At 57.0% G+C, this 15,040-nt stretch carries 23 protein-coding genes; 1 reads left to right on the top strand and 22 read right to left on the bottom strand.

The genetic code is table 11. The features are described from left to right. The first annotated feature begins 167 nt into the window (after nt 1-167). On the top strand, nt 168-3,002 hold the full coding sequence (uvrA, locus tag J4E63_RS00255; protein WP_072410491.1) for an excinuclease ABC subunit UvrA: 2,835 nt from the start codon (nt 168-170) through the stop codon (nt 3,000-3,002). A 163-nt stretch (nt 3,003-3,165) separates the two neighbouring features. On the opposite strand, the gene bfr is transcribed toward uvrA, so the two are convergent. From bfr to rplP, 22 genes are all read right to left on the bottom strand, one after another. Beyond that, nucleotides 3,166-3,630 (bottom strand): bacterioferritin, encoded by a 465-nt coding sequence (gene bfr / locus J4E63_RS00250; protein ID WP_003186005.1) that lies wholly within the window; start codon nt 3,628-3,630, stop codon nt 3,166-3,168. Between the two features lie 157 nt (nt 3,631-3,787). Continuing rightward, nucleotides 3,788-5,236 carry a catalase gene (locus tag J4E63_RS00245; protein WP_207280607.1) on the bottom strand — a complete coding sequence of 483 codons (1,449 nt, stop codon included), beginning with the start codon at nt 5,234-5,236 and terminating at the stop codon, nt 3,788-3,790. A 223-nt stretch (nt 5,237-5,459) separates the two neighbouring features. Then, nucleotides 5,460-5,846 carry a 50S ribosomal protein L17 gene (rplQ, locus tag J4E63_RS00240; protein WP_003186009.1) on the bottom strand — a complete coding sequence of 129 codons (387 nt, stop codon included), beginning with the start codon at nt 5,844-5,846 and terminating at the stop codon, nt 5,460-5,462. Nucleotides 5,847-5,888: 42 nt separating this feature from the next. Then, nucleotides 5,889-6,890: a DNA-directed RNA polymerase subunit alpha gene (locus J4E63_RS00235; RefSeq protein ID WP_003186012.1), complete on the bottom strand. Its 1,002-nt coding sequence runs from the start codon at nt 6,888-6,890 to the stop codon at nt 5,889-5,891. Nucleotides 6,891-6,912: 22 nt separating this feature from the next. After that, nucleotides 6,913-7,533, bottom strand: a complete 621-nt coding sequence (gene rpsD, locus J4E63_RS00230; RefSeq protein ID WP_003176404.1) for a 30S ribosomal protein S4 — start codon at nt 7,531-7,533, stop codon at nt 6,913-6,915. A gap of 18 nt (nt 7,534-7,551) precedes the next feature. Next, nucleotides 7,552-7,941 (bottom strand): 30S ribosomal protein S11, encoded by a 390-nt coding sequence (gene rpsK / locus J4E63_RS00225; RefSeq protein WP_002555466.1) that lies wholly within the window; start codon nt 7,939-7,941, stop codon nt 7,552-7,554. 30 nt (nt 7,942-7,971) lie between these two features. Continuing rightward, the gene (rpsM, locus tag J4E63_RS00220; RefSeq protein WP_003186020.1) at nt 7,972-8,328 is read right to left on the bottom strand and encodes a 30S ribosomal protein S13; all 357 of its coding nucleotides are present in this window, start codon (nt 8,326-8,328) and stop codon (nt 7,972-7,974) included. A gap of 130 nt (nt 8,329-8,458) precedes the next feature. Then, nucleotides 8,459-8,575, bottom strand: coding sequence for a 50S ribosomal protein L36 (gene rpmJ, locus J4E63_RS00215; protein ID WP_002555468.1), 117 nt, complete (start codon nt 8,573-8,575; stop codon nt 8,459-8,461). A gap of 30 nt (nt 8,576-8,605) precedes the next feature. Continuing rightward, nucleotides 8,606-9,934, bottom strand: a complete 1,329-nt coding sequence (gene secY, locus J4E63_RS00210) for a preprotein translocase subunit SecY (RefSeq protein WP_003186029.1) — start codon at nt 9,932-9,934, stop codon at nt 8,606-8,608. Continuing rightward, on the bottom strand, nt 9,935-10,372 hold the full coding sequence (gene rplO / locus J4E63_RS00205; protein ID WP_003186032.1) for a 50S ribosomal protein L15: 438 nt from the start codon (nt 10,370-10,372) through the stop codon (nt 9,935-9,937). 3 nt (nt 10,373-10,375) lie between these two features. After that, on the bottom strand, nt 10,376-10,552 hold the full coding sequence (gene rpmD, locus J4E63_RS00200; RefSeq protein WP_003176408.1) for a 50S ribosomal protein L30: 177 nt from the start codon (nt 10,550-10,552) through the stop codon (nt 10,376-10,378). A gap of 2 nt (nt 10,553-10,554) precedes the next feature. After that, on the bottom strand, nt 10,555-11,055 hold the full coding sequence (gene rpsE / locus J4E63_RS00195) for a 30S ribosomal protein S5 (RefSeq protein WP_003186035.1): 501 nt from the start codon (nt 11,053-11,055) through the stop codon (nt 10,555-10,557). A 3-nt stretch (nt 11,056-11,058) separates the two neighbouring features. Then, the gene (gene rplR / locus J4E63_RS00190) at nt 11,059-11,409 is read right to left on the bottom strand and encodes a 50S ribosomal protein L18 (RefSeq protein WP_003186037.1); all 351 of its coding nucleotides are present in this window, start codon (nt 11,407-11,409) and stop codon (nt 11,059-11,061) included. A gap of 10 nt (nt 11,410-11,419) precedes the next feature. Beyond that, nucleotides 11,420-11,953: a 50S ribosomal protein L6 gene (gene rplF / locus J4E63_RS00185; protein WP_003186039.1), complete on the bottom strand. Its 534-nt coding sequence runs from the start codon at nt 11,951-11,953 to the stop codon at nt 11,420-11,422. Nucleotides 11,954-11,965: 12 nt separating this feature from the next. After that, complete coding sequence (gene rpsH, locus J4E63_RS00180) at nt 11,966-12,358, bottom strand: 30S ribosomal protein S8 (RefSeq protein ID WP_017848802.1); 393 nt, start codon at nt 12,356-12,358, stop codon at nt 11,966-11,968. A 210-nt stretch (nt 12,359-12,568) separates the two neighbouring features. Then, a complete protein-coding gene (gene rpsN / locus J4E63_RS00175; protein ID WP_003186042.1) occupies nt 12,569-12,874 on the bottom strand; it encodes a 30S ribosomal protein S14 in 306 nt (101 codons plus the stop codon). 13 nt (nt 12,875-12,887) lie between these two features. Next, a complete protein-coding gene (gene rplE, locus J4E63_RS00170) occupies nt 12,888-13,427 on the bottom strand; it encodes a 50S ribosomal protein L5 (RefSeq protein WP_003186044.1) in 540 nt (179 codons plus the stop codon). Nucleotides 13,428-13,447: 20 nt separating this feature from the next. Beyond that, entirely contained in the window at nt 13,448-13,762 is a 315-nt protein-coding gene (gene rplX / locus J4E63_RS00165) for a 50S ribosomal protein L24 (protein WP_003186046.1), read from the bottom strand. An 11-nt stretch (nt 13,763-13,773) separates the two neighbouring features. Next, the gene (gene rplN, locus J4E63_RS00160; RefSeq protein WP_002555479.1) at nt 13,774-14,142 is read right to left on the bottom strand and encodes a 50S ribosomal protein L14; all 369 of its coding nucleotides are present in this window, start codon (nt 14,140-14,142) and stop codon (nt 13,774-13,776) included. Between the two features lie 23 nt (nt 14,143-14,165). Next, the gene (gene rpsQ, locus J4E63_RS00155) at nt 14,166-14,432 is read right to left on the bottom strand and encodes a 30S ribosomal protein S17 (protein ID WP_003194644.1); all 267 of its coding nucleotides are present in this window, start codon (nt 14,430-14,432) and stop codon (nt 14,166-14,168) included. Between the two features lie 2 nt (nt 14,433-14,434). After that, a complete protein-coding gene (gene rpmC / locus J4E63_RS00150) occupies nt 14,435-14,626 on the bottom strand; it encodes a 50S ribosomal protein L29 (protein ID WP_002555481.1) in 192 nt (63 codons plus the stop codon). Beyond that, nucleotides 14,626-15,039: a 50S ribosomal protein L16 gene (rplP, locus tag J4E63_RS00145; protein ID WP_025215754.1), complete on the bottom strand. Its 414-nt coding sequence runs from the start codon at nt 15,037-15,039 to the stop codon at nt 14,626-14,628. The genes rpmC and rplP overlap by 1 nt, the downstream gene beginning before the upstream one ends. Between the last annotated feature and the right edge of the window lies 1 nt (nt 15,040).

The raw sequence follows: 15,040 nt of genomic DNA, 5'->3' as shown, positions 1-15,040 counted from the left end.
TGTGAACCGGCGGCGATTCTACCAGTCCCATCGATTGAGAGGGTATATGGCGACCGTTTGCCGCGCAGTCTTCATGTATGGCTGCAATCGCGCCTTCAATAGTGTGCATCCATCCAGTATTTGCCCGTATACTCCTACGTTTTCGACGCCCGCCGAGCGAGGCCACTTTGGACAAGATCCTGATTCGTGGGGCCCGTACCCACAACCTGAAGAATATCGACCTGACCCTGCCACGGGACAAGCTGATCGTCATCACCGGCCTGTCCGGATCCGGCAAATCATCCCTGGCCTTCGACACGTTGTACGCCGAAGGCCAGCGACGCTATGTCGAATCGCTGTCGGCCTACGCCCGGCAGTTCCTGTCGATGATGGAAAAACCCGACGTCGACACCATCGAAGGCCTGTCGCCGGCAATCTCCATCGAACAGAAGTCGACCTCCCATAACCCGCGGTCGACGGTCGGCACCATCACCGAGATCTACGACTACCTGCGCTTGCTGTATGCGCGGGTCGGCATCCCCCGCTGCCCCGACCACGACATTCCCCTGGAAGCCCAGACCGTCAGCCAGATGGTCGACCTGGTGCTGGCCCAGCCCGAAGGCAGCAAGCTGATGCTGCTGGCCCCGGTGGTTCGCGAACGCAAGGGCGAACACCTGATGGTGTTCGAAGAATTGCGCGCCCAAGGCTTCGTGCGGGCCCGGGTCAACGGCAAGCTGTGCGAACTGGACGAACTACCGAAGCTGGATAAACAGAAGAAGCACTCGATCGATGTGGTGGTCGACCGCTTCAAGGTCCGCGCCGACTTGCAACAGCGGTTGGCCGAGTCCTTCGAGACCGCGCTGAAACTGGCCGACGGCATCGCCCTGGTCGCACCGATGGACGACGAGCCCGGCGAGGAGATCATTTTCTCCGCGCGCTTCGCCTGCCCGATCTGCGGCCATGCCATCAGCGAGCTGGAACCCAAGCTGTTCTCCTTCAACAACCCGGCTGGCGCCTGCCCGACGTGCGACGGCCTGGGGGTCAAGCAGTTCTTCGACACCAAGCGCCTGGTCAATGGCGAGCTGACCCTGGCCGAAGGGGCGATTCGCGGCTGGGACCGGCGCAACGTCTATTACTTCCAGATGCTCGGCTCGCTGGCGGCCCACTACAAGTTCAGCCTGGACAAGCCATTCAACGAGTTGCCCGCCGACCAGCAGAAATTCATCCTGCACGGCAGCGGCTCGCAGAATGTCGACTTCAAATACCTCAACGACCGTGGCGACATCGTCAAGCGCTCCCACCCGTTCGAAGGTATCGTGCCGAACCTGGAGCGACGCTACCGCGAGACCGAGTCGGCCAGCGTGCGCGAAGAACTGGCCAAGTTCCTCAGCACCCAGCCCTGCCCCGATTGCCGTGGCACCCGTCTGCGTCGCGAAGCGCGGCATGTGTGGGTCGGCGAGAAGACGCTGCCGGCGGTGACCAACCTGCCGATTGGTGACGCCACCGATTACTTCGGCGGCTTGAAGCTCACCGGTCGTCGTGGCGAAATCGCCGACAAGATCCTCAAGGAAATCCGCGAGCGCCTGCAGTTCCTGGTGAACGTCGGCCTGGACTACCTGACCCTCGATCGCAGCGCAGACACCTTGTCCGGCGGCGAAGCCCAGCGTATCCGCCTCGCCAGCCAGATCGGCGCCGGCCTGGTGGGGGTGATGTACATCCTCGACGAGCCGTCCATCGGCCTGCACCAGCGGGACAACGACCGGTTGCTCGGGACCCTGAAGCACCTGCGGGACATCGGCAACACGGTGATCGTGGTCGAGCACGACGAGGACGCCATCCGCCTGGCGGACTACGTGGTGGACATCGGTCCGGGCGCGGGCGTCCATGGCGGGCATATCGTTGCCCAGGGCACGGCTGCCGAAGTCATGGCGCATCCTGACTCGCTGACGGGCAAGTACCTGTCGGGCCGAGTCAAGATCAAGGTCCCGGCCAAACGTACGCCGCGCAACAAGAAGCTGTCGCTGACCCTCAAGGGCGCCCGTGGCAACAACCTGCGCAACGTCGACCTGGAAATCCCGATCGGCCTGCTGACCTGCGTGACCGGCGTGTCCGGCTCTGGCAAATCGACGCTGATCAACAACACCCTGTTCCCCCTCAGCGCCACGGCCCTGAACGGCGCCACCACCCTGGAAGCTGCCGCCCACGACAGCATCAAGGGCCTGGAGCACCTGGACAAGGTGGTCGACATCGACCAGAGCCCGATTGGTCGTACGCCGCGCTCCAACCCGGCGACCTATACCGGGTTGTTCACACCGATCCGCGAACTGTTCGCCGGCGTGCCGGAGTCCCGCTCCCGAGGCTACGGCCCAGGGCGCTTCTCCTTCAACGTCAAGGGCGGGCGCTGCGAGGCCTGCCAGGGCGATGGCCTGATCAAGGTGGAAATGCACTTCCTGCCCGACATCTACGTGCCGTGCGATGTGTGCAAGAGCAAGCGCTACAACCGCGAGACCCTGGAGATCAAATACAAGGGCAAGAACATCCACGAAACCCTGGAGATGACCATCGAAGAGGCCCGGGTGTTCTTCGATGCGGTGCCGGCCCTGGCGCGCAAGCTCCAGACGCTGATGGATGTCGGCCTGTCGTACATCAAGCTGGGGCAGTCGGCAACGACGCTGTCCGGCGGTGAAGCCCAGCGGGTCAAGTTGTCCCGCGAGCTGTCCAAGCGCGACACCGGCAAGACCCTGTATATCCTCGACGAGCCGACCACCGGCCTGCACTTCGCCGATATCCAGCAATTGCTCGACGTGCTGCATCGCCTTCGCGATCACGGCAACACCGTGGTGGTGATCGAACACAACCTGGACGTGATCAAGACGGCTGACTGGCTGGTGGACCTGGGGCCGGAAGGCGGTTCCAAGGGCGGCCAGATCATTGCCGTGGGCACGCCTGAACAAGTGGCCGAAATGAAGCAGTCCTACACCGGTTACTACCTCAAGCCGTTGCTGGAGCGTGATCGGGACTGATTTCACCCGGGCACGAAAAAGCCCCTGTCATCTCATCGATGGCAGGGGCTTTTTGCTTTTCTTCTGTGGGAGCGAGCTTGCTCGCGATAGCGGTGTATCAGTTTGCATTTAGGCGATGATTTAACCGCTATCGCGAGCAAGCTCGCTCCCACAATTATCGCGATCAGAACTGTGATTGCAGGTAGTTTTCCAGGCCAATCAACTTGATCAGACCCAACTGCTTCTCCAGCCAGTAGGTGTGGTCTTCTTCGGTGTCGTTAAGCTGGATACGCAGGATCTCGCGGGTCACATAGTCGTTGTGCTGCTCGCAGAGCTCGATGCCTTTGCACAGCGCGGCGCGGACTTTGTATTCCAGGCGTAGGTCAGCGGCCAACATATCGGGCACGGTGGTCCCGACATCCAAGTCATCCGGACGCATCCGCGGCGTGCCTTCGAGCATCAGGATCCGGCGCATCAATGCATCGGCGTGCTGGGCTTCTTCTTCCATCTCATGGTTGATACGTTCGTAGAGCTCGGTGAAACCCCAGTCCTCGTACATCCGCGAGTGGATGAAATATTGATCACGGGCTGCCAGTTCGCCTGTCAGCAACGTGTTGAGGTAATCGATTACATCTGGGTGACCTTGCATCGCCCTACATCTCCACAAGCTTTGAAGGCTCTAGTTTGAACCAACCCGACGGAGAGGTCACTCGTTCATCGCAATAAAAGTGAAGAAAATCCGAGAAAACCGGGCTAAATAACGCAAAAACCGCCCAAATGAGGGCGGTTCTGCTTCTCGTTTAGACTTAGTTAAGCTGTACGCCCAACGCCTTTGCGATACCTTCTCCATAAGCGGCGTCCGCCCTGAAGAAATGCTGGAGCTGACGGTCAACGACATCCGACGATACACCCGCCATCGCGCCGGCGATATTGTTGATCAGCAACGCTTTCTGCTCGTCGCTCATCAAACGGAACAGCGCACCGGCGTGGCTGTAGTAGTCCGTGTCTTCGCGATGATCGTAACGATCCGCCGCGCCACTGAGGGCCAATGCCGGCTCCGCATAACGCGGTGCCTGCTTCGGTGCCTCCACATAGCTGTTAGGCTCGTAGTTCGGAGCCGCCCCGCCATTGCTGCCAAACGCCATGGCACCGTCGCGCTGGTAAGTGTTGACCGGGCTACGTGGCGCATTCACCGGCAATTGCTGGTGATTGGTGCCCACACGGTAGCGGTGCGCATCGGCGTAGGCGAAGACACGGCCCTGCAGCATGCGATCCGGCGAGAGACCAACCCCTGGCACCATGTTGCTCGGGCCAAACGCCGCCTGCTCGACTTCAGCGAAGTAATTCAGCGGGTTGCGGTTGAGTTCGAGCACACCCACTTCGATCAACGGAAACTCTTTCTGCGACCAGGTCTTGGTCACGTCGAACGGGTTCTCGTAATGGGCCGCAGCCTGGGCCTCGCTCATGATCTGGATGCAGACGCGCCATTTCGGGAAGTCACCGCGCTCAATGGCCTCGAACAAGTCACGCTGGGCATAATCCGGGTCGGTACCCGCCAGGCGTGCCGCTTCTGCCGGCGCAAGGTTCTTGATGCCTTGCAGGGTCTTGTAGTGCCACTTCACCCAATGCCGCTCACCCTGTGCGCTGATCAGGCTGTAGGTGTGGCTGCCGAAGCCGTGCATGTGACGGTAGCCATCCGGAATGCCGCGGTCGGAAAACAGGATGGTGACCTGGTGCAGCGCCTCAGGCGAATGGGACCAGAAATCCCACATCGCCTGGGCACTTTTCAGGTTGCTTTGCGGCAGACGCTTCTGGGTGTGGATGAAGTCCGGAAACTTCAACGGATCACGGATGAAGAACACCGGTGTGTTGTTGCCAACGATGTCCCAGTTGCCTTCCTCGGTGTAGAACTTCAGGGCGAAACCCCGCGGATCGCGTTCAGTGTCGGCCGAACCACGCTCGCCACCCACGGTGGAGAACCGCAGGAAGGTAGGTGTTTGCTTGCCGATCGACTCGAACAACTTGGCGCTGGTGTACTGGGTGATGTCCTGGGTGACGGTAAAGGTGCCGTAGGCCCCCGATCCTTTGGCGTGCACGCGACGCTCGGGAATGTTCTCGCGGTTGAAGTGAGCAAGCTTTTCGATCAGGTGAAAATCGTCGAGCAGCAGCGGGCCGCGCGGGCCGGCGGAACGAGAGTTCTGGTTATCGGCGACAGGAGCGCCGCTGGCGGTCGTAAGCGTTTTGATCTGGCTCATGCTCAATCTTCCTAGGTCGGTCTTCAAACTGCCGGCTAATCGGCTGGAAAGGAGTATCGATCATGTTAGTGACAGTATCCAAATTCATTAAATCATGGACATCGATAGTCATTATCTAATGCTTAAGACTTGCCGATAGCCGAACCAGGCGAAACGGTCTTGGCACTTTTCGGCAGGCAACAAAAAACCGGGCACAAGGCCCGGTTTTTCGTTTGTTGCCGACTTACTCAGCGGATACAGCTTCACCGCTGGTAGCACGATCAACCAACTCGACGTACGCCATAGGCGCGTTGTCGCCAGCGCGGAAACCGCACTTGAGGATGCGCAGGTAGCCACCCTCACGGGTAGCGTAACGCTTGCCCAGGTCGTTGAAGAGCTTACCAACGATAGCTTTCGAACGAGTACGGTCGAAAGCCAGACGGCGGTTAGCCAGGCTATCTGTCTTGGCCAGAGTGATCAGCGGCTCAGCAACGCGACGCAGTTCTTTGGCTTTCGGCAGTGTAGTTTTGATCAGCTCGTGCTCGAACAGCGACACCGCCATGTTTTGGAACATGGCCTTGCGGTGCGAGCTGGTGCGGCTCAGGTGACGACCACTTTTACGATGACGCATGGTTCATTCCTTACCAAACACAACGTTCGGTGATTACGACGATCAGGCAGTCGCCTTGTCGTCCTTCTTAAGACTTGCAGGCGGCCAGTTGTCGAGGCGCATGCCGAGGGACAGACCGCGGGAGGCCAGAACGTCCTTGATTTCAGTCAAGGATTTCTTGCCAAGGTTCGGAGTCTTCAACAGCTCTACTTCGGTACGCTGAATCAGGTCGCCGATGTAGTAGATGTTTTCCGCCTTAAGGCAGTTAGCCGAACGTACAGTCAGTTCCAGATCGTCAACCGGGCGAAGCAGGATCGGATCGATCTCGTCTTCCTGCTCGACAACCACTGGCTCACTGTCACCCTTGAGGTCGACGAACGCAGCCAACTGCTGTTGCAGGATGGTTGCAGCACGGCGGATAGCCTCTTCAGGATCCAGGGTACCGTTGGTTTCCAGATCAATAACCAGCTTGTCCAGGTTGGTACGCTGTTCGACACGGGCGTTTTCCACCACGTATGCGATACGGCGAACTGGGCTGAACGAAGAGTCAAGCTGCAAGCGACCGATGCTGCGGCTTTCGTCTTCATCGCTCTGACGCGAGTCTGCCGGTTCATAACCACGACCACGAGCTACGGTGAGCTTCATGTTCAGGGCGCCGTTAGACGCCAGGTTAGCGATTACGTGATCGGGGTTAACGATCTCGACATCATGATCCAGCTGAATATCGGCAGCGGTAACCACCCCCGAACCCTTCTTCGACAAGGTCAGCGTAACTTCGTCACGACCGTGCAGCTTGATAGCCAGACCTTTCAGGTTCAACAGGATTTCAATTACGTCTTCCTGTACACCTTCGATGGCGCTGTACTCGTGGAGCACACCGTCAATCTCGGCCTCGACTACTGCACAGCCGGGCATTGAGGACAACAGGATGCGGCGCAGCGCGTTGCCCAGGGTGTGGCCGAAACCACGCTCGAGAGGCTCGAGTGTGATCTTGGCGCGGGTTGGACTGACAACCTGCACATCAATATGGCGGGGTGTCAGGAACTCATTTACCGAAATCTGCATGGATGCACCTATTTTCTAGCCCTTACTTGGAGTAGAGCTCGACAATCAGGCTTTCGTTGATGTCGGCGGACAGATCACTGCGAGCAGGAACGTTCTTGAAAACGCCCGACTTCTTCTCAGTGTCTACTTCTACCCATTCTACGCGGCCACGTTGGGCACACAGATCGAGAGCTTGGACAATGCGAAGTTGGTTCTTTGCTTTCTCGCGAACAGCAACCACGTCACCAGCACGAACCTGGTAGGACGGAACGTTTACGGTCTGACCGTTAACGCTGATCGACTTGTGCGATACCAGCTGACGGGATTCGGCACGAGTAGAACCGAAACCCATACGGTATACAACGTTGTCCAGACGGCATTCGAGCAGTTGCAACAGGTTTTCGCCGGTTGCGCCTTTCTTGCCAGCTGCTTCTTTGTAGTAGCCGCTGAATTGACGCTCGAGAACGCCGTAGATACGACGGACCTTCTGCTTTTCACGCAGTTGGGTGCCGTAATCGGACTGGCGACCGCGGCGTTGGCCGTGGATACCAGGTGCTGCTTCAATGTTGCACTTCGATTCGATCGCGCGCACGCCGCTCTTCAGAAAAAGATCGGTGCCTTCGCGACGAGCGAGTTTGCATTTTGGACCAATGTAACGAGCCATTCTTTACAATCTCCTGGATTACACGCGGCGCTTCTTCGGCGGACGGCACCCGTTGTGCGGGATTGGCGTCACGTCGGTGATGCTGGCGATCTTGTAGCCACAGCCGTTCAAAGCGCGGACTGCGGATTCACGACCTGGACCTGGACCCTTGACGTTCACGTCGAGGTTTTTCAGGCCGTATTCCAGCGCAGCTTGACCAGCACGTTCAGCAGCTACTTGAGCAGCGAACGGGGTGGACTTGCGGGAACCGCGGAAACCCGAACCACCGGAGGTAGCCCAGGAAAGAGCGTTACCTTGACGGTCGGTAATGGTCACGATGGTGTTGTTAAAAGAAGCATGGATGTGGGCGATGCCATCAACCACTGTCTTTTTAACTTTTTTACGAGGACGAGCAGCAGGTTTTGCCATGATTAAATTCCTGTCGATTCGCTGGGGCGATTACTTGCGGATCGGCTTACGCGGACCTTTACGGGTACGCGCGTTGGTCTTGGTACGCTGACCGCGTACTGGCAGACCACGACGATGACGCAGACCGCGATAGCAACCGAGGTCCATCAAGCGCTTGATTTTCATGTTGATTTCGCGACGCAGGTCACCTTCAGTGGTGAACTTCGCCACTTCGCCACGCAGCTGTTCAATCTGCTCGTCGCTCAGATCTTTGATCTTTGCCGCTGGGTTGACCCCAGTCACTGCACAAATTTTCTGTGCAGTAGTGCGACCAACACCATAGATGTAGGTCAGCGAGATAACAGTATGCTTGTTATCTGGAATGTTGACGCCTGCAATACGGGCCATTCAGTGGGACTCCAATTGACAGCTACCTACGCCCCGGAAGCCAAGAAATAGGGCGCGAGATAATATCGCTGTAATAACAAATAATCAACCCGGCAGCGCACTAGCTGCCGGGCTTAAAGCACAATCACACTCAGCCTTGGCGCTGTTTGTGACGCGGTTCCGCGCTGCAAATTACCCGAACAACACCTTCGCGGCGAATAATCTTGCAGTTGCGGCACAGCTTTTTCACCGATGCACGAACTTTCATCACCAACTCCTCGAACCTTATGGACGCTACTCAGCGCAACATGCCGCTGCCGTAGCCCTTCAGGTTGGCTTTCTTCATCAGGGATTCGTACTGGTGCGAAACGAGGTGCGATTGTACTTGGGACATGAAGTCCATCACAACCACGACCACGATCAGCAACGAGGTCCCGCCAAGGTAGAACGGTACGTTTGCCGCAACCACCAGGAACTGGGGCAACAGACAGACGGCCGTCATGTAAAGAGCACCGAACATGGTCAAGCGAGTCAGAACGCCATCAATGTAGCGCGCAGACTGCTCACCTGGACGGATGCCCGGAATAAAGGCACCGGACTTCTTCAGGTTTTCCGCTACGTCTTTCGGATTGAACATCAACGCCGTATAGAAGAAGCAGAAGAAAATAATCCCTGCACTAAACAGCAGAATATTCAACGGCTGACCAGGAGCGATCGACTGCGAGATGTCCTGCAACCAGCCCATACCTTCAGACTGGCCGAACCAGGCACCCAACGAAGCCGGGAACAGCAGGATGCTGCTCGCGAAAATAGCCGGAATTACGCCGGCCATGTTCACCTTCAACGGCAAGTGGCTGGTCTGCGCAGCAAACACCTTGCGGCCCTGCTGACGCTTGGCGTAGTGAACGGCAATACGCCGCTGACCACGCTCGATGAACACCACGAAACCGATAATCGCTACTGCCAGCAGACCGATGGCAACCAGGGCGAAAATGTTGATATCACCCTGACGCGCAGACTCGAAAGACTGCCCGATCGCTCTCGGAAGACCGGCGACGATACCTGCGAAGATCAACATCGAGATACCGTTGCCAACACCACGCTCAGTAATCTGCTCACCCAGCCACATCATGAACATCGCGCCCGCCACAAACGTGGTTACCGCAACGAAATGAAAGCTGAAGTCAGCAGTGAACGAAACGCCCTGCCCCGCCAGGCCAATGGACATGCCAATGGCCTGAACGAGAGCGAGGACGACAGTGCCGTAGCGGGTGTACTGGCTGATCTTGCGACGGCCAGCTTCACCTTCCTTCTTCAACTGCTCCAACTGCGGGCTGACGGCGCTCATCAGTTGCATGATGATCGATGCCGAAATGTACGGCATGATCCCCAGTGCAAAGATGCTCATCCGCTCCAGCGCGCCGCCGGAAAACATGTTGAACAAGCTAAGAATGGTCCCCTCATTCTGTCGAAACAGGTCCGCGAGTCGGTCCGGGTTGATACCTGGAACCGGGATGTGTGCGCCTATTCGGTAGACGATAATCGCCAGGAACAGAAAACGCAGACGAGCCCAGAGTTCAGACATACCGCCTTTGCCGAGCGCAGAGAGAGCACCTTGCTTAGCCATTTATTCCTCGAACTTGCCGCCAGCTGCTTCGATAGCCGCACGCGCACCTTTGGTGGCGCCGATTCCCTTTCCGATGGTGACAGCACGAGCAACTTCGCCCGACAGCATGATTTTCACACGCTGTACGTTCTGGTTGATCACGTTGGCATCCTTCAGGGACTGCACGGTGACGATGTCGCCGTCCACTTTGGCCAGCTCGGACAGACGCACTTCTGCGCGGTCCATGGCTTTCAGGGAAACGAAACCGAACTTCGGCAGGCGACGATGCAGCGGCTGTTGACCGCCTTCAAAGCCTGGAGCAATGGTGCCACCGGAGCGGGAGGTCTGACCTTTGTGGCCACGGCCACCGGTCTTGCCCAAACCACTACCGATACCACGGCCCGGACGATGCTTTTCGCGACGGGAACCCGGCGCTGGACTCAGATCATTGAGTTTCATCGATTAACCCTCGACACGCAGCATGTAGTAAGCCTTGTTGATCATCCCGCGATTCTCGGGAGTATCCTGGACTTCTACAGTGTGACCGATGCGACGCAGACCCAGACCCTTAACGCACAGTTTGTGGTTAGGGATGCGGCCGGTCATGCTTTTGATCAGCGTTACTTTTACGGTAGCCATGATCAGAAGATCTCCTTGACGCTTTTGCCACGCTTGGCGGCAATGGATTCAGGAGACTGCATTGCTTTCAAACCCTTGAAAGTGGCGTGAACCACGTTTACCGGGTTAGTCGAGCCGTAGCACTTGGCCAGAACGTTCTGAACGCCAGCAACTTCGAGGACAGCACGCATAGCGCCGCCAGCGATGATACCGGTACCTTCAGAAGCAGGCTGCATGTACACCTTCGAAGCGCCATGGGCGGACTTCATTGCGTACTGCAGAGTGGTGCCGTTCAGATCAACCTGGATCATGTTGCGGCGAGCAGCTTCCATTGCCTTCTGGATCGCAGCAGGCACTTCACGCGACTTGCCACGGCCGAAGCCAACACGGCCTTTACCATCACCCACTACGGTCAACGCAGTGAAAGTGAAGATACGGCCGCCTTTAACGGTTTTGGCTACGCGGTTAACTTGAACCAGCTTCTCGATGTAGCCTTCGTCGCGCTTTTGGTCGTTATTTGACATAACTTAGAACTCCAGCCCAGCTTCACGAGCAGCATCAGCCAGCGCCTTGACGCGGCCGTGGTACTTGAAGCCAGAGCGGTCGAAAGCCACCTGCGAGACGCCAGCGGCTTTAGCACGCGTAGCGACCAGCTGGCCAACCTTAGTGGCCGCGTCGATGTTGCCAGTGGCGCCATCACGCAGTTCTTTATCCAAAGTCGAGGCACTTGCCAGGACTTTGTTGCCGTCGGCCGAAATGACCTGGGCGTAGATGTGCTGCGACGAGCGGAACACGCAGAGACGCACGACTTCGAGTTCGTGCATTTTCAGGCGTGCTTTGCGAGCGCGACGCAGTCGAGTAACTTTTTTGTCGGTCATTTGCTATGCCCTACTTCTTCTTGGCTTCTTTACGACGGACGACTTCGTCCGCGTAGCGCACACCTTTGCCTTTGTACGGCTCTGGTGGACGGAAGTCGCGGATCTCGGCGGCCACTTGACCTACCAGCTGCTTGTCGATGCCCTTGATCAGGATATCGGTCTGGCTAGGAGTCTCAGCGGTGATGCCTTCCGGCAGTTCATAATCCACTGGGTGCGAGAAGCCAAGAGCCAGGTTCAGCACTGTGCCTTTTGCTTGCGCTTTGTAACCAACACCGACCAGCTGGAGCTTGCGCTCGAAGCCTTGGCTTACGCCTTGGACCATGTTGTTTACCAACGCACGAGTGGTACCAGCCATTGCGCGAGTCTGTTGATCGCCATTGCGAGCAGCGAAACGCAGCTCACCAGCTTCTTCAACGATCTCAACGGACGAATGGATGTTCAGTTGCAGAGTGCCCTTGGCACCCTTCACCGAAAGCTGTTGGCCTGCGAATTTGACTTCGACACCGGCTGGCAGCTTAACGGGGTTCTTAGCGACGCGTGACATGCTTATCCCCCCTTAGAACACAGTGCAAAGAACTTCGCCGCCGACACCGGCAGCGCGCGCAGCACGATCCGTCATCACACCCTTGTTGGTGGAGACGATAGACACGCCCAGGCCGCCACGAACTTTTGGCAGATCCTCGACGGACTTGTACTGACGCAGGCCAGGACGGCTAACGCGCTTCACTTCCTCGATGACCGGACGGCCTTCGAAGTACTTCAGCTCGATGGACAGCAGAGGCTTGATTTCGCTGCTGATCTGATAACCCGCAATGTAACCTTCGTCCTTCAGGACTTTGGCAACAGCTACCTTCAACGTAGAAGATGGCATGCTTACGACGGACTTTTCAGCCATCTGGGCATTACGGATACGAGTTAGCATGTCCGCTAACGGGTCCTGCATACTCATGGGCTAGACGCTCCTAATACACAAAAAATTAGCCTTTCGGCTAGTACGTGTCGCCGAGCACATCCGCGCAATAAAAACACGGGCTCAGGCGAGCCGGGTATTCTAGACACACCCCACAAATGAATCAAGCCCCAATAGGGGCTTGATTCAAGTTCAAGGTCACCGACGGTCAGGATCTTGCGATCCCGAACGCCGCGACTTTGACAGTGCTTACCAGCTGGCTTTAACCAGACCTGGAACGTCACCACGCATTGCAGCTTGACGCAGCATGTTACGGCCAAGGCCGAACTTGCGGTACACGCCGTGCGGACGACCAGTCAGGCGGCAGCGGTTACGCATGCGCGAGGCGCTTGCGTCACGTGGCTGCTTCTGCAGGGCTACGGTAGCTTCCCAACGTGCTTCTGGACTTGCGTTCAGATCAACGATGATAGCTTTCAGCGCTGCACGCTTGGTGGCGTACTTGGCAACGGTGAGCTGACGCTTCAGCTCACGGTTCTTCATGCTCTTCTTGGCCATTTTCCTACTCCAATCAGTTGCGGAACGGGAATTTGAAAGCGCGCAGCAGTGCGCGACCTTCGTCATCCGTCCGAGCAGTGGTGGTCAGGGTAATGTCCAGACCGCGGAGAGCGTCGATCTTGTCGTAATCGATTTCCGGGAAAATGATCTGCTCTTTAACGCCCATGCTGTAGTTGCCACGACCATCGAAGGACTTGGCATTCAGGCCGCGGAAGTCGCGAACCCGAGGCAGGGAGATCGACAGCAGACGATCCAGGAACTCGTACATACGCTCACGGCGCAGGGTCACTTTGACGCCGATCGGCCAACCTTCACGGACTTTAAAGCCAGCGATGGATTTCCGAGCGTAAGTCACGACGACTTTCTGACCGGTGATCTTTTCCAGGTCAGCAACAGCGTGCTCGATGACTTTTTTGTCGCCGATCGCTTCGCCCAGACCCATGTTCAGGGTGATTTTGGTAACGCGCGGAACTTCCATCACGTTCGAAAGCTTAAGTTCTTCCTTAAGTTTCGGTGCGATTTCCTTCCGGTAAATCTCTTTTAGTCGTGCCATGGTCTTCTACCTAGCAGTGTTCAAGCATCAACCGCTTTTTGGGTCGACTTGAAGACACGAATTTTCTTACCGTCTTCTACTTTGAAACCAACGCGGTCAGCCTTGTTGGTTTCGCCGTTGAAGATGGCGACGTTGGAAGCGTGCAGTGGCGCTTCTTTCTCGACGATACCGCCCTGTACGCCCGACATCGGGTTAGGCTTGGTATGACGCTTGACCAGGTTCAGACCACCAACAACCAGACGGTTGTCAGCAAGAACCTTCAGCACCTTACCGCGCTTACCTTTGTCTTTGCCGGCGATCACGATGATCTCGTCGTCACGACGAATCTTTTGCATGTCGGATCTCCTTACAGCACTTCTGGGGCGAGCGAGACGATCTTCATGAACTTCTCAGTACGAAGTTCACGGGTCACTGGCCCAAAGATACGGGTGCCGATCGGCTCTTGCTTGTTGTTCAACAGAACAGCAGCGTTGCCATCAAAGCGGATGATGGAGCCGTCAGCACGACGAACGCCATGGCGAGTGCGGACTACGACAGCAGTCATCACTTGGCCTTTTTTCACCTTACCGCGAGGAATTGCTTCCTTGACGGTAACTTTGATGATGTCACCGATACCAGCGTAACGACGATGGGAGCCACCCAGCACCTTGATGCACATAACACGGCGAGCGCCGCTGTTATCGGCCACATCGAGCATGGATTGAGTCTGAATCATATAATTTCTCCGACCCCTAGCCCTTAGACTTCCACAGCGCGTTCGAGAACATCAACCAGCGCCCAAGACTTGGTCTTGGCCATCGGACGAGTTTCACGAATAGTGACTTTGTCGCCGATGTGGCACTGATTGGTTTCGTCGTGCGCGTGCAGCTTAGTCGAACGCTTAACGTATTTACCGTAGATCGGGTGCTTAACGCGACGCTCGATCAGAACGGTGATGGTTTTGTCCATCTTGTCGCTGACAACACGGCCAGTCAGCGTACGGACAGTTTTTTCGGCTTCAGCCATGATTACTTACCTGCCTGCTGGTTGAGCACAGTTTTCACGCGAGCGATATCACGCTTAACTTGCGAGAGCAGATGAGACTGCCCCAACTGGCCAGTTGCTTTCTGCATACGCAGATTGAACTGGTCGCGCAGCAGGCCGAGCAGTTGCTCGTTCAGCTGCTGTGCTGATTTTTCACGAAGTTCATTCGCTTTCATCACATCACCGTCCGTTTAACAAAGGCGGTGGCGAGCGGCAGCTTTGCAGCAGCCAGGGCAAAAGCCTCACGCGCCAGCTCTTCAGTTACACCCTCGATTTCATACAGGACCTTGCCTGGCTGAATCTGGGCAACCCAGTATTCGACGTTACCCTTACCTTTACCCATCCGAACTTCGAGTGGCTTCTTGGAAATAGGCTTGTCCGGGAATACACGGATCCAGATCTTGCCGCCACGTTTTACGTGACGGGTCAGAGCACGACGCGCTGACTCGATCTGACGAGCGGTGAGACGACCACGAGCAACAGACTTCAGCGCGAACTCGCCGAAGCTGACTTTGCTACCGCGCAATGCCAGGCCACGGTTGTGACCGGTCATTTGCTTGCGGAACTTCGTACGCTTTGGTTGCAACATT

It is taken from the genome of Pseudomonas sp. FW300-N2F2, assembly GCF_017351655.1.
Taxonomy (GTDB): domain Bacteria; phylum Pseudomonadota; class Gammaproteobacteria; order Pseudomonadales; family Pseudomonadaceae; genus Aquipseudomonas; species Aquipseudomonas fluorescens_AA.
This window is presented reverse-complemented; position numbering and strand designations above follow the sequence as displayed.

Excerpts from the sequence above, each read along its gene's own strand:
- bfr (WP_003186005.1), bottom strand. The coding sequence starts at position 3,630 with ATGCAAGGTCACCCAGATGTAATCGATTACCTCAACACGTTGCTGACA.
- J4E63_RS00245 (WP_207280607.1), bottom strand. The coding sequence starts at position 5,236 with ATGAGCCAGATCAAAACGCTTACGACCGCCAGCGGCGCTCCTGTCGCC.
- rplQ (WP_003186009.1), bottom strand. The coding sequence starts at position 5,846 with ATGCGTCATCGTAAAAGTGGTCGTCACCTGAGCCGCACCAGCTCGCAC.
- J4E63_RS00235 (WP_003186012.1), bottom strand. The coding sequence starts at position 6,890 with ATGCAGATTTCGGTAAATGAGTTCCTGACACCCCGCCATATTGATGTG.
- rpsD (WP_003176404.1), bottom strand. The coding sequence starts at position 7,533 with ATGGCTCGTTACATTGGTCCAAAATGCAAACTCGCTCGTCGCGAAGGC.
- rpsK (WP_002555466.1), bottom strand. The coding sequence starts at position 7,941 with ATGGCAAAACCTGCTGCTCGTCCTCGTAAAAAAGTTAAAAAGACAGTG.
- rpsM (WP_003186020.1), bottom strand. The coding sequence starts at position 8,328 with ATGGCCCGTATTGCAGGCGTCAACATTCCAGATAACAAGCATACTGTT.
- rpmJ (WP_002555468.1), bottom strand. The coding sequence starts at position 8,575 with ATGAAAGTTCGTGCATCGGTGAAAAAGCTGTGCCGCAACTGCAAGATT.
- secY (WP_003186029.1), bottom strand. The coding sequence starts at position 9,934 with ATGGCTAAGCAAGGTGCTCTCTCTGCGCTCGGCAAAGGCGGTATGTCT.
- rplO (WP_003186032.1), bottom strand. The coding sequence starts at position 10,372 with ATGAAACTCAATGATCTGAGTCCAGCGCCGGGTTCCCGTCGCGAAAAG.
- rpmD (WP_003176408.1), bottom strand. The coding sequence starts at position 10,552 with ATGGCTACCGTAAAAGTAACGCTGATCAAAAGCATGACCGGCCGCATC.
- rpsE (WP_003186035.1), bottom strand. The coding sequence starts at position 11,055 with ATGTCAAATAACGACCAAAAGCGCGACGAAGGCTACATCGAGAAGCTG.
- rplR (WP_003186037.1), bottom strand. The coding sequence starts at position 11,409 with ATGACCGACAAAAAAGTTACTCGACTGCGTCGCGCTCGCAAAGCACGC.
- rplF (WP_003186039.1), bottom strand. The coding sequence starts at position 11,953 with ATGTCACGCGTCGCTAAGAACCCCGTTAAGCTGCCAGCCGGTGTCGAA.
- rpsH (WP_017848802.1), bottom strand. The coding sequence starts at position 12,358 with ATGAGTATGCAGGACCCGTTAGCGGACATGCTAACTCGTATCCGTAAT.
- rpsN (WP_003186042.1), bottom strand. The coding sequence starts at position 12,874 with ATGGCCAAGAAGAGCATGAAGAACCGTGAGCTGAAGCGTCAGCTCACC.
- rplE (WP_003186044.1), bottom strand. The coding sequence starts at position 13,427 with ATGGCACGACTAAAAGAGATTTACCGGAAGGAAATCGCACCGAAACTT.
- rplX (WP_003186046.1), bottom strand. The coding sequence starts at position 13,762 with ATGCAAAAGATTCGTCGTGACGACGAGATCATCGTGATCGCCGGCAAA.
- rplN (WP_002555479.1), bottom strand. The coding sequence starts at position 14,142 with ATGATTCAGACTCAATCCATGCTCGATGTGGCCGATAACAGCGGCGCT.
- rpsQ (WP_003194644.1), bottom strand. The coding sequence starts at position 14,432 with ATGGCTGAAGCCGAAAAAACTGTCCGTACGCTGACTGGCCGTGTTGTC.
- rpmC (WP_002555481.1), bottom strand. The coding sequence starts at position 14,626 with ATGAAAGCGAATGAACTTCGTGAAAAATCAGCACAGCAGCTGAACGAG.
- rplP (WP_025215754.1), bottom strand. The coding sequence starts at position 15,039 with ATGTTGCAACCAAAGCGTACGAAGTTCCGCAAGCAAATGACCGGTCAC.